12 protein-coding genes are annotated in these 12,493 nt (G+C 62.7%); 5 read left to right on the top strand and 7 right to left on the bottom strand.

The window, feature by feature from the left end; all coding sequences use genetic code 11:
* Positions 1–166: 166 nt before the first annotated feature.
* Positions 167–2,476, bottom strand: a complete 2,310-nt coding sequence (gene metE, locus KHO49_RS23490; protein ID WP_213665885.1) for a 5-methyltetrahydropteroyltriglutamate--homocysteine S-methyltransferase — start codon at positions 2,474–2,476, stop codon at positions 167–169.
* Positions 2,477–2,584: 108 nt separating this feature from the next.
* Between metE and metR the strand changes: the two genes are divergently transcribed.
* Entirely contained in the window at positions 2,585–3,502 is a 918-nt protein-coding gene (gene metR / locus KHO49_RS23495; RefSeq protein WP_102860993.1) for a transcriptional regulator MetR, read from the top strand.
* Between the two features lie 41 nt (positions 3,503–3,543).
* Here metR and KHO49_RS23500 read toward each other — a convergent pair whose 3' ends face one another.
* The 5 genes from KHO49_RS23500 to KHO49_RS23520 form a co-directional block, all read right to left on the bottom strand.
* Positions 3,544–4,047: a GNAT family N-acetyltransferase gene (locus KHO49_RS23500; RefSeq protein WP_375106966.1), complete on the bottom strand. Its 504-nt coding sequence runs from the start codon at positions 4,045–4,047 to the stop codon at positions 3,544–3,546.
* 29 nt (positions 4,048–4,076) lie between these two features.
* Entirely contained in the window at positions 4,077–4,715 is a 639-nt protein-coding gene (locus KHO49_RS23505) for a LysE family translocator (protein ID WP_110594917.1), read from the bottom strand.
* A gap of 22 nt (positions 4,716–4,737) precedes the next feature.
* The gene (locus KHO49_RS23510) at positions 4,738–5,172 is read right to left on the bottom strand and encodes an NUDIX hydrolase (protein WP_102880768.1); all 435 of its coding nucleotides are present in this window, start codon (positions 5,170–5,172) and stop codon (positions 4,738–4,740) included.
* A gap of 100 nt (positions 5,173–5,272) precedes the next feature.
* On the bottom strand, positions 5,273–6,619 hold the full coding sequence (gene nosR / locus KHO49_RS23515) for a response regulator c-di-GMP phosphodiesterase, NosR family (protein WP_102880769.1): 1,347 nt from the start codon (positions 6,617–6,619) through the stop codon (positions 5,273–5,275).
* A 176-nt stretch (positions 6,620–6,795) separates the two neighbouring features.
* Positions 6,796–7,068, bottom strand: coding sequence for a type B 50S ribosomal protein L31 (locus tag KHO49_RS23520; RefSeq protein ID WP_102860452.1), 273 nt, complete (start codon positions 7,066–7,068; stop codon positions 6,796–6,798).
* A gap of 313 nt (positions 7,069–7,381) precedes the next feature.
* On the opposite strand from KHO49_RS23520, the gene KHO49_RS23525 reads away from it, so the two are divergent.
* The 4 genes from KHO49_RS23525 to KHO49_RS23540 all read left to right on the top strand — a co-directional run bounded on the left by KHO49_RS23525 (position 7,382) and on the right by KHO49_RS23540 (position 10,968).
* On the top strand, positions 7,382–9,001 hold the full coding sequence (locus KHO49_RS23525) for an FMN-binding glutamate synthase family protein (RefSeq protein WP_102860451.1): 1,620 nt from the start codon (positions 7,382–7,384) through the stop codon (positions 8,999–9,001).
* A 62-nt stretch (positions 9,002–9,063) separates the two neighbouring features.
* Positions 9,064–9,348 carry a putative quinol monooxygenase gene (locus KHO49_RS23530; RefSeq protein WP_102860450.1) on the top strand — a complete coding sequence of 95 codons (285 nt, stop codon included), beginning with the start codon at positions 9,064–9,066 and terminating at the stop codon, positions 9,346–9,348.
* A 427-nt stretch (positions 9,349–9,775) separates the two neighbouring features.
* Positions 9,776–10,366: a papain-like cysteine protease family protein gene (locus KHO49_RS23535; RefSeq protein ID WP_102860448.1), complete on the top strand. Its 591-nt coding sequence runs from the start codon at positions 9,776–9,778 to the stop codon at positions 10,364–10,366.
* Positions 10,367–10,374: 8 nt separating this feature from the next.
* Positions 10,375–10,968 (top strand): hypothetical protein, encoded by a 594-nt coding sequence (locus KHO49_RS23540; RefSeq protein ID WP_110651361.1) that lies wholly within the window; start codon positions 10,375–10,377, stop codon positions 10,966–10,968.
* Positions 10,969–11,068: 100 nt separating this feature from the next.
* Here the strand turns inward: KHO49_RS23540 and KHO49_RS23545 are convergent, their stop codons facing one another.
* On the bottom strand, positions 11,069–12,490 hold the full coding sequence (locus KHO49_RS23545) for an amino acid permease (protein ID WP_213665887.1): 1,422 nt from the start codon (positions 12,488–12,490) through the stop codon (positions 11,069–11,071).
* Between the last annotated feature and the right edge of the window lie 3 nt (positions 12,491–12,493).

The raw sequence follows: 12,493 nt of genomic DNA on the forward strand, positions 1-12,493 counted from the left end.
GAGCGCGAGTCTGATGAACTTCGATGTTTCGCGCTGCCACAGTTGCGTGACAGTTTGATGAAGCCCGCCCAGCGGTCATCGCTTAGGGGCGCTCGGGCGACGCCTCGTTTGCCGACGAGGTGGAGCTGATGATCGCCTTCGTCGGCAAGCAGGTTTCTACTGGCTTTCAGGCCAGCTGGCTGCGCAGCTGGCGGGCCGCGGCCACCATGTTCACCAGGGCCGCTTCGGTTTCCGGCCAGGCGCGGGTCTTCAAGCCGCAGTCGGGGTTGACCCACAGTCGCTCGGCGGGAATGCGTTTGACCGCCTTGCTCATCAACTTGACCATCTCGGCAGTATCCGGCACCCGTGGCGAGTGGATGTCATACACCCCCGGGCCGATGTCGTTGGGGTAGTCGAAGGCTTCGAAGGCTTGCAGCAACTCCATGTCCGAGCGGGAAGTCTCGATGGTGATCACGTCGGCATCCATGGCAGCGATGGACTGGATCACATCGTTGAACTCGCTGTAGCACATGTGGGTATGGATCTGAGTTTCGTCCCGCACACCCGAAGCGCTCAGGCGGAAGGCCTGCACCGCCCAGTCCAGGTACTCCTGCCATTGCGCGCGGCGCAGGGGCAGGCCTTCGCGGAACGCCGCCTCGTCGATCTGCACGATCTTGATCCCGGCCTGTTCCAGGTCCTGCACTTCATCGCGCAGGGCCAGGGCCAGTTGCTGGGCCTGAACCTTGCGCGATACGTCTTCCCGCGGGAAGGACCACATGAGCATGGTCACAGGACCAGTCAGCATGCCCTTCATGACCTTGTCGGTGAGGCTCTGGGCGTACTGGATCCAGTCCACGGTCATGGCCCGGGGCCGGCTCAGGTCGCCGTAGATGATGGCCGGCTTGACGCAGCGCGAGCCGTAGCTCTGGACCCAGCCAAAACGGGTGAACAAGTAGCCGTCCAACTGCTCGGCAAAGTACTCCACCATGTCGTTGCGCTCGGCTTCACCGTGGACCAGCACGTCCAGGCCAAGGCTCTCCTGAATCTGCACTGCGTGGCGGATCTCGCTGTGCATGGCATCGGTGTAGTCGTTGAGCGACAGCTTGCCCTGCCGGTAGGCCTGGCGCGCCAGGCGAATCGATGCAGTCTGCGGGAAAGAGCCGATGGTGGTGGTGGGAAAGACCGGCAATTGCAGGCGCGCTCGCTGCTGTTCGATACGTTGCGCAAAGGGCGACTGACGCTGACTGTCGGCGGCGCTGATGGCCTTGATCCGGGCCTGGACCTGGGCCTTGTGAATCCGCGGGGACTGGGCACGACTGGCCTGGACCTTCCGGCTTTGCGCCAGGGCCGCTTGCACCGCCGGGGCCTGGGGATCGTTCAGGGCATCACGCAGGACCGAGATCTCGCCGCACTTCTGCACGGCAAAGGCCAGCCAGCTTTTCAGTTCGGCATCCAGCTGGTCTTCCCGGGACAGGTCCACCGGGCTGTGCAGCAGGGAGCAGGAGCTGCTGACCCAAAGGTTGTCGCCGAAACGCTCCTGGGCCACCTGCAACTGCTGCAGGGCCTGTTCCAGTTCGCAGCGCCAGACGTTGCGCCCATTGACCAGGCCCACGGAAAGAATCTTGTAGGTCGGCAGCCGGTCCAGGACCTGGCCCAGTTGTTCCGGAGCCCGCACCGCATCGATGTGCAAGCCGTCCACCGGCAGGCCCACCGCCAGGCCAAGGTTGTCTTCCAAACCGCTGAAGTAAGTGGCCACCAGTTTTTTCAGCGGCGAGTACTGGAGGATGTGGTAGGCCCGCTCGAAGGCGCTCTTCCACTCCTGGGGCAGGTCGAGGGTCAGGATCGGCTCGTCGATCTGCACCCATTCCACGCCCTGGGCCTTGAGCCGGTTGAGGATCTCGCCGTACAGCGGCAGCAGGCGCTCCAGCAGGTCGAGCTTGTTGAATCCATTGCCCTTGGCCTTGCCCAGCCACAGGTAGGTCAAGGGGCCGATGATCACCGGCTTGACCTGATGACCCAGGGCATGGGCTTCCTCGACTTCGTCGAACAGTTGCTCCCAGCTCAGCTGGAACGGCTGGTCGGCGCTGAACTCGGGGACCAGGTAGTGGTAGTTGGTGTCGAACCACTTGGTCAGCTCCTGTGCATATTGCGCCTGGCCCTGCTCACCGCAGCAGCCAGCACTGGCGCCACGGGCCATGGCGAACAGAGTGTCCAGGGTCAGGCGGCCCTGGGCATCGCGAAGACCGTCGAAACGCTCGGGAATCACCCCGAAGGTCAGGGAGTGGCCGAGCACCTGGTCGTACCAGGCAAAGTCGCCCACTGGCAGCAGGTCGATGCCGGCGTCTTTTTGCACTTGCCAGTGCCGAGCCCGCAGCTCGCGACCGACCTCTTGCAATGCAGCCTGATCGAGGTCGCCCTTCCAGTAGGCTTCGAGGGCTTTTTTCAGTTCGCGGTCAGCGCCGATGCGGGGAAAACCGAGGGTGTGGGCCAGAGCCATGGGAAAGCGCCTCCTTGTCAAAGATGGCGCTATTGTCGACAGCCCGGGCAACATGAGACAAACTCAACCTTTTCGTGTTGATCACAAAATTTACTCATGGAGATCCTGGTGCTCGAAATCCGTCACCTGAAGACCCTGCACGCCCTGCGCGAAGCCGACAGCCTGGTTGAAGCCGCCGAACGCCTGCACCTGACCCAGTCCGCCCTGTCCCACCAGTTCAAGGAACTTGAAGAACGCCTGGGCATGCCGCTGTTCGTGCGCAAGACCAAGCCGGTGCGCTTCACCAGCGCCGGCCTGCGCCTGCTGCAACTGGCCGATGCCACCCTGCCGCTGCTGCGCGGCGCCGAACGGGACATTGCCCGCCTGGCCGGCGGCACCGCCGGCCGCTTGCACATGGCCATCGAGTGCCATAGCTGCTTCCAGTGGCTGATGCCCACCATCGACCAGTTCCGCGACGCCTGGCCGGAAGTGGAGCTGGACCTGGCCTCCGGCTTCTCCTTTGCACCGCTGCCGGCGCTGGCCCGGGGTGACCTGGACCTGGTGGTGACCTCCGATCCCCTGGAACTGGCCGGCATCACCTATGTGCCGCTGTTCACCTACGAAGCCATGCTTGCAGTGGCCAACCAGCATCCCCTGGCAAGCAAGCCCTACATAGTTCCGGAAGATCTGCTGAACGAAACCCTGATCACCTATCCGGTGGAGCGGGATCGTCTGGACATCTTCACCCGCTTCCTGGAACCGGCGGACATCGAACCGGCGCAGGTCCGCACTTCGGAACTGACGGTGATGATGATGCAGCTGGTGGCCAGTGGCCGCGGGGTGTGCGGCATGCCCCATTGGGCCCTGCATGAATACAGCTCACGGGGTTATGTGAAGGCCAAGCGACTGGGTGAAAAGGGACTGTTCGCCACCCTGTACGCAGCGATTCGCGCCGACATGCTGGACGCGCCCTATATGCGTGACTTCCTGCTGACCGCCAAGGACACCTCGTTCTCGACCCTGGACGGCGTCAGCGCTGTACGCTGAGCGCCACCCTCACGCAGGCGCCGGCTGGCCAGCGAGCAGGATCAGCGTGGCACTTCGCGCCACATGTGGATCTTGTCGAGATAGTCCTCCCCCACGCACACCGCCTGGGGTTCGAGCCCGAACTGGACAAAGCCGCAGCGCTGGTACACGGACAGCGCTGCGTCATTGCCCGCCGTCACCGTCAGTTGCACCAGGCGCAGCCCTTCATAATCGGCCGCCTCTGCCAGTAACCTCTGCACCAGCTGTCGCCCCAGGCCGCTGCCACGTTGCTCGGCCGTGACGTAGAGGCCGAACAGGGTCGCCTTGTGCCGGGCCTTGTCCCGCAGCTCGAAGGCCAGGCCGACGATCCCCGCCAGTCGCCCTCGGTCAAAGGCTCCCAGCATCAGGTCCAGTTCCCCATCCAGACGGGCACCCCACCAGGCCAAGGGCAGCTTCTCGCGCTCCCTGACGCTGGAAGTGAACGCCTGGGGATGGCGCTCATAGGCTTCGAGCATCAAGGCCCGGTATTGCGCGGCATCGTCAGGAGTCAGGTGTTGGATCTGCAGGCTCATGCGAGATCGTCAGTCCATCATGTTCAGTTGGTACGGCGTTGTTCGAACATCAAGCGCACCGCCAGCCCCGCCAGCACGAACCCCATGAAGTAACGCTGGACCGAAAGCCAGGTGGGGTTGCTGGCGAACCAGGAGGCAATGCCTGCGGCAAACAGGGCAATCAGCAGGTTCACCGAAAAGCTCACGCTGATCTGGGTCAGGCCGAGAATGAGGCTCTGGGAGAACACCGAACCGTGCTCGGGATGAATGAACTGCGGAAAGATCGACAGGTAGAACACCGCGATCTTGGGGTTCAGGGCGCTGGTCAGAAACCCCATGATCACCAGCTTGCGGGGCGAGTCCACCGGCAACTGCTGGGCTTCGAACGGCGATCGCGCGCCAGGCTTGAGCGCCTGCCAGGCCAGCCACAGCAGATACAGGGCACCGGCCCACTTGAGCACTTCATAGGCCATGGGCACCGCCATGAAGATCGCGGTCAGGCCCAGTGCAGCGGCAAACAGGTGGACGAAAAAGCCCGCCACGACGCCCAGTAACGACGTCACCCCGGCCTTGCGCCCCTGGCAGATCGAACGGGAAATCAGGTAGATCATGTTCGGGCCTGGGGTCAGCACCATCAGCAACGAGGCCGCGGCGAAAATCAGGTAGTCGTGAAGTGGGATCATGGCAGTCCTTGGCAACGGGAGGTCAGGCGAGGCTCGCCTGGGCCTTGCGATAAAACGGCAAGATCAGATCCCGTGTCAACGGCGCCAGAAACAAATCACCATCGCTGGCCGGATCGATCCAGCGCACCTCCTCGATCTCCGCCGCCGGGGTCACCGCAGTGTCGATGCGAACAAGAAAGACCTCCGCCTGCACCACATGGCCGGGCTCGTTGGCGGCCGGTGCGCAAAACTGTTGCAGATAGCGGGCCTGGCTCGGATCGATGCGCAGACCCAGTTCCTCTTCCAACTCTCGGGCCAGGGCCAGCACCGGCGGCTCGCCGGCTTCGATCTTGCCACCAGGCTGCATGAAGGCCTGGGTGCCGCGTTTGCGCACCAGCAGGGTCTGGCCATCGGCCCCCAGCAACAGGGCGGCGGCGATACGGATGACGGAGGGTGCAACGGCGGAGGGCAGCGACATGGGGACCTGGACACCTTGAGAACGAAGGCGCAAGGATCACATGCCCGGCAGCGGGTCGTCATCCGCCAGCGGTATATTTCCCGTCGTTCCAGGGCGTTTCTCAGGTGCCCGACTGCGGCTCTCGCGCCAGCTTGACGAACACGCTGTAACGGGCGCCTTCCATGGTTTCAAAGGCGATCAGTTTGTCCACCAGAGGCTGGCTCAGCACCTTGCCGGCGTTGAGCAAAAGCATGCCGTTGTCGGCATTCAGGTTGCGCGCCAGCAGCATGCCCGCCGCCAGCTCCCGTGTGCCCAGGACCTTGACCGAAGGGTCGCCCAGGGTCACATCGCTGAGGTACACAGAACACACTTGGATAAACCCCTCCACCAACTCGGGGTCGTACAGCCGGCCGGCGTATTTACGGATGAACACCAGGGCCTCGTCGCTGTTCATGTGCCGTTCGAGAATCAGCCCGCACTGCAGTTCGATAAAATCCACCGCCAGCTTGAGCAGCCGCGAGCCCAGGGGAATCGCCTCGCCCTTGAGGTGATCGGGAAAGCCGCTGCCATCCCAGTGTTCCTGGTGATGGCGGATCAGGCGCGCCGCATCCTGCACCGGTTCCAGGGTCATCAGCAGCGATTCGCTTTGCGCCGGATAAGCCCGATAGCGTTCACGCTCATGGTGGTGCAACCAATCGGCCGGGGTGATCATCATGCTGTCGCTCCAGCTCAGCTTGCCGATGTTGTGCAGGGCCGCGGCCATGGCCAGGTCGCGCTGCGCCACGGCGTCGATGCCGTGGATCTTGCAGTAGGCACGCACCAAATCGATGATCCGGCGGTTGGTCTGCTTGTCGCTCGGCAGACGTTGGTTCACCAGCAGCGAGAACAGCTCGGCGCCCGTGGCATAGCTGTGCTTGAGCTCCTCATAGGCCAGGTCCAGCATGTCGGCGGTTTGTTGCAGCTCCGCGGTGCGCGACGCGACGCGTTTTTCCAGCTCGGCATTGAGGGCCTTGAGCTGAGTGTTCTGCTCTTGCGCCAGAGCCTCCAGGCGCTGGCGTTCACGCACGGAATGCTGATGCTCCAGCGCCTGGCGCAAGGTCAGCAACAGTTCCTGATCATCCCAGGGCTTGCTCAGGTAACGGTAGATTTCCCCTTCATTGATCGCCTTGGCGATCAGTTTCAGGTCCGGGTCACCGGTCAGCAGAATGCGCGTAGTGTCCGGATAGTGCTGATGAATGCGCGCCAGCAGGGACGGGCCATCCATCTGCGGCAGATGGGCGGCGCTGATTATCAGGTCCACCTCCCGGGTGGCCATGACCTTCAGGGCTTCGCTGGCGTCGTGGGCAAGGTGCAGCACGTAGGAATGAGCACTGAGCAGTTGGTGCAGGCGTTGCAGGATCGCGTCCTGGCTGTCCACCAACAGAACCTCGGGCTGGCGTGTGACTGTGGCAACGTTCAGCTCACCCATGAGACACCTCGGGTCAACATCGATGCACATGTCCTTCATTCTTTTCACTGGCAACACTGATCCTTGTTGCCTGATTCAAGCGTAGAAGCATTTCCGAGGGAAATGATGGCTTTTTAATACCATCCGTCCGCTGAAAGAGCTCCAACGGACGGCGGCGAGAATGGAGGCCAATGACCTCACTTGGCAGCGGCTTTACCGCTGGAACCGAAGGAGGCAAAACGTTTATTGAAGCCAGCGATACGGCCTTCGGACTGGGTCTTGCGTTGCTGGCCGGTGTACACCGGGTGCGAAGCGCTGGACACATCCAGGGTCACGTAGGGATAGGTCTGGCCATCACTGTGCTGGTAAGTGCGGTCGGTATCGACGGTAGAGCCAATGAGGAAAAACACGTCGGCGGCAGTATCGTGAAACAGCACGGGGCGGTAGTCAGGGTGGATGTTGGGTTTCATCGGAGTCTCCAGCGGCTGGGGGTGAAAAAAACAATGTTATACAGTAACAATAAAATCCTCTTTAAACGAGAACTTATCGCAATAAGCTTCTACAACAATGGTCTGACTCCTGCCTCGTTCCCCCGATTCAGGCTTGCCCGTAAGGCCCCAGCGGGCCAGTATGCTGGGCTGCAACGCTCTGACACAGCCGTGAATTCCTATAAGAAATGCCTGTGCAGCCCACCGTCCCAGCCGTTCGGTGTCGCTGTCGATTACCCGTTATCAAGGCACCCGGTGCCTGATTGACCTGATGAGTCCGAACCAAGGAAACCGTATGAGCCTGTCACTTCTGAGCCGCTACGCCTTCTTTGCTGCCTGCGTGATATTCACCCTCGCCAGCCTGCCCTTTCTCGAACACGACTGGCTCTGGCCATTCACCCTGGTCACCGGCCTGCTGAGCCTGCTGGGGATCTTCGATCTGCTGCAAAGTCCCCACGCGGTACGCCGCAACTACCCGATCCTGGGCAACATCCGCTACCTGGTGGAAGGCATCCGTCCGGAGATCCGCCAATACCTGCTGGAATCCGACAGCGACGCCCTGCCCTTTTCCCGCGCCCAGCGCTCCCTGGTGTACTCGCGGGCCAAGAATGAAAGCGCCGACAAACCCTTCGGCACCCTGATCGATGTCTACCAGTCGGGCTTCGAGTTCATCGGCCATTCCATGCGCCCGGCGCCCTTGAGCGACCCCAGCAGCTTTCGGGTCACCGTCGGCGGCCCGCAATGCACCCAGCCCTATTCGGCCTCGGTATTCAACATCTCGGCGATGAGCTTCGGCTCCCTGAGTGCCAACGCCATCCGTGCCCTGAACCAGGGTGCCAAGCTCGGCAACTTCGCCCACGACACCGGTGAAGGCAGCATCAGCCCCTATCACCGTGAACACGGCGGCGACCTGACCTGGGAACTGGGCAGTGGCTACTTTGGCTGCCGCACCGCCGACGGTCGCTTCGACCCCGAGCGCTTCGCCACCCAGGCGCAGAACCCGCAAGTGCGGATGATCGAGATCAAGATGAGCCAGGGCGCCAAGCCGGGCCATGGCGGCATCCTGCCCAAGCACAAGGTGACCCAGGAAATTGCCGACACCCGCGGCATCCGCATGGGCGAGGACTGCATTTCGCCGTCAAGCCACAGTGCATTTTCCACCCCGATCGAAATGATGCATTTCATCCAGCAACTGCGTGAGCTGTCCGGCGGCAAGCCGGTGGGCTTCAAGTTCTGCCTGGGCCACCCGTGGGAATTCATGGGCATTGCCAAGGCCATGCTGGAAACCGGCATCCTCCCGGATTTCATCGTGGTCGACGGCAAGGAAGGCGGCACCGGCGCAGCCCCCGTGGAGTTCACCGACCACATCGGCGCGCCCATGCGCGAAGGCCTGCTGTTCGTCCACAACACCCTGGTGGGCCTGAACCTGCGGGACAAGATCAAGCTCGGTGCCAGCGGCAAGATCGTCAGTGCCTTCGACATCGCCAGCGTCCTGGCCATCGGCGCCGACTGGGCCAACTCGGCCCGGGGCTTCATGTTCGCCATCGGCTGCATCCAGTCACAAAGCTGCCACACCAACAAATGTCCCACCGGTGTCGCCACCCAGGACAACCTGCGCCAGCGTGCCCTGGTGGTGCCGGACAAGGCCCAGCGGGTGTACAGCTTCCACCGCAACACCCTCAAGGCCCTGGCCGAGATGCTGGCCGCCGCCGGCCTGCAGCACCCGTCGCAACTGGAAGCCAAGCACCTGGTGCGACGCATGTCGGCCACCGAGATCAAGCTGTTCTCCCAACTGCATGTGTTCCTCAAGCCCGGCGAATTGCTCACCGGCGAAGTCAACGGCGAGTTCTACTCGCGCATGTGGCAACTGGCCCGGGCCGACAGCTTCGAACCCAATACCCAAGCCGCCGCTTAAGCACGTCTGTCCAGGCCTCCCCGGCTACCTGGGGAGCCTGGCGACTCACAAGGAAGATTGGAATGCTCAAAGTTATCGCTGAAGATTTCATCAAGCCCGAACACCTGGAAACCGTGCGCCCGTGGTACGCCGAACTGGTTGAAAAAACCCGCCAGGAGCCGCTGTGCATCGCCTACGATCTGTTCGTCGATCAGAAAGACCCCGGCCACTTCATCTTCGTCGAACAGTGGCCGGACCGCGCCGCCCTCGACGCTCATTGCAACACCGAACACTTCACCCGCCTGGTACCACAGATCAACGCCTTCCAAGCCCGTGAATGCCGCGTGCTGCTGATGGACGAATTCTAGAAGCCGACATCCTCCCGATGCTTGACCGGACCACCGAAAGCAGACTGAACCACCACTGACCTTTCGCAGTTCCAGCATGCCCTTGCTGTCTTTCGAGCAACTGTCCCAGCAACTGCCCGGCAGCCACGGCACCCTGGTGATCATCGACGTCTAGCCTCACTCGGCACTCGACAAGGGTTCACAACCCGAACCGGGGCCGACTGTGGACGCCCCCTTTATCAGGGACATTCACGCCCGCCACAATGCACAAGCGCATAATTAAATTGCATTGACGCATATCTCATCTAAGGTTGCTTGCAGACCCGGCCAGCGCACGCCATCGAGGCTGGCGCCGCGCAGCACCCAGCGCCGGGTCCGGCAACTTGCTGTAGCCCAGATGCCACAGCGACACCAGCCGGAGGCTGGTTTTCACTCATGGAGGATGAACATGTTAAGCACCACCTTGACCCCCACCGGCAACCCGCAGGCCCTGCCCCAATGCCTGGCCGGTACGCTGATCGATCCGCAACTGGCTGAAATCGACCCACGCGCCGAGGCGGCACCCCAGGCCGGCGCCCGACTCAATTTCAGCGTGCAGCCGCAAACCCAGAGCAACTGGTGCTGGGCGGCACTGTCGGCATCGGTCGGCAACTACTACGGCACCGGCTCCTGGACCCAGTGCGGGGTGGCCAATGCCGAATTGGGCCGCAACTCCTGCTGCAGCCAGCCCGGACCGTGCAACGTCTACGGCTACCTGGACTCGGCCCTCAGAACCACCCGCAGTTATGGCGGCATGCGGGAAAACCGGATGCAGATGCCGGCCATCGAAAACCAGCTCGGCATGGGCCGTCCCGTCGGCCTGCGTTGCGCCTGGTATGGCGGCGGCGCGCATTTCCTGACGATCTACGGCACCGATGGCAGCTACATCCTGGTCGCCGACTCCATCTTCGGTTACTCGACCCGTGCCCTTAACAGCTTCCCCGGTTCCTACAACGGCGGCGGCAATTGGACCCACACCTACTTCACCCGGAAAAACTAGGAGGCGTCATGCAACTGACTTACCCCAAGGCGCCCACCCACGGCGTCCAGACCTTGCACCCGGCACTGCAGGCAGCCCTGCGCACCCAGGGTTTCGGCGTCAACCGCGCCTTTGCCAATGCCGGCACCCTAAGCCTGTCCCAGGCATTTCGCGGCTACGCCCTCAGCCTGGAGGACCTGGCCAACGGCAAGGGCCTGGACCAGGCCACGACGGGGGACTGGCATTACCTGGTGTTCGCCGGCGGTGTATCCATCGCCGACGCGCAACTGACGGAAGTGGCCGGCAAGGTCGAGTTCGCGGCGCTCAATCACGGCGCTCTGGCGGCGTCCACCATCAGTGCCCTGAACCTGGCGGAACAGGCCCCCCTGCTGCAGGGGAAATCCTGCGAGTTGAGGTTGCTGTTCATCCCGGCGTTGCAGGTGACGGCGATCTGGCTGCACGCAGCCGATGCCGAAGTGCTGATTCCCATCGACCCCACCCCGGCGAACCTAGCAGCCCACCAGCTCTATGACGCAGCGACGCTGTTGAGCCTGCTGACCCCCTTGGCCCGACAAGCCAAGGCGGTTTTCGATGCCGATACCAGCGGCACCCTAGGAGGCTGAACCGAGGCAAAAAAATCCGGCGGCCCTGGCGGGACGCCGGATTCTTCTGTTCAGGCCGTTGGCCCGGGATGCTCAAGACAAGAGCCCCCCGGGCGAGGGATCACGACGCCGAACGCACCGCCCCCTGCTGGACATTGGTCGGTTGCAGCTTGAACAGGTAGAACAGCACAGTTAGCAGCACCAGGAACGCCGGGCCGACATACAACGCCACGCGAGTGTCCGGGAAGTAGGCCATCAGCCCCACCACCAGCACCAGGAACGCCAGGGCGAAGTAGGAACTGACCGGGTACAGCCACATGCGGTATTTCAGCGCAACCCGTTCGCTCGGGCTCAGGCCTTTGCGGAACTTGAGCTGGGCCAGCAGGATCATCACCCAGGTCCAGATCGCCCCGAAGGTGGCGATCGAGGTCACCCAGACGAACACTTTCTCCGGCACCAGATAGTTCATCAGTACGCCCAGCAGCAGGGCGAAGATCGACAGCAGCAGCGCGCGACGCGGTACGCCGTTGCTCGAGGTCTTGGCGAAGCCGGCCGGGGCCTGGCCGTTCTGCGCCAGGCTGTAGAGCATGCGCCCGGTGCTGAAGATGCCGCCGTTGCAGGACGACAGTGCGGCGGTGATCACCACGAAGTTGATGATGCCGGCGGCGGTCTTGATGCCCAGACGCTCGAAGGTCATCACGAACGGACTGCCCTGGGTGCCGATCTCATTCCACGGGTAGATCGACAGGATCACGAACAGCGCGCCCACGTAGAACAGCAGGATGCGCCAGAACACCGAGCCGATGGCGTTGGGAATGGTCTTCTGCGGGTTGCGCGCTTCACCGGCGGTGAGGCCGATCATCTCTACGCCCAGGTAGGCGAACATCACCATCTGCAGCGACATCAGCACGCCGGTCACGCCATTGGGCATGAAGCCACCGTGGGCCCAAAGGTTGGAAATCCCCAGCGCCACGCCGTCGTTGCCGAAGCCGAAGGCAATGATGCCAACGCCGCCGATCACCATGGCGATGATGGTGACGATCTTGATCAGGGCGAACCAGAACTCGAACTCACCGAAGGCCTTGACCGCGATCAGGTTGATCGAGCCCATGCTCACCAGGGCCGCCAGGGCCCAGATCCAGCGCGGCACATCGGGGAACCAGATGCCCATGTACACCGCCACCGCCGTGATCTCCGCGACACAGGTCACCAGCCACAGGAACCAGTAGTTCCAGCCGGTCAGAAAACCCGCCAACGGGCCCAGGTAGTCTTGTGCGTAACGGCTGAAGGAACCGGCGACCGGGTTATGCACCGCCATCTCGCCGAGGGCGCGCATGATCACCAGGATCGCCAGGCCGCCGATGATGTAGGACAGCATGATGGCCGGACCGGCCATTTCGATGGCCTTGGCCGAGCCCAGGAACAGGCCGACGCCGATACAGGCGCCCAGGGCCATCAAGCGAATATGCCGTTCGCCCAGTTCGCGTTTCAGCGGGCCGCCCTGAGCGGTCTCGCCGTGGGGCAGTTGGTTGCCAACTGACATAGA

It is taken from the genome of Pseudomonas sp. RC4D1, from assembly GCF_018390395.1.
Taxonomy (GTDB): Bacteria; Pseudomonadota; Gammaproteobacteria; order Pseudomonadales; family Pseudomonadaceae; genus Aquipseudomonas; species Aquipseudomonas danubii.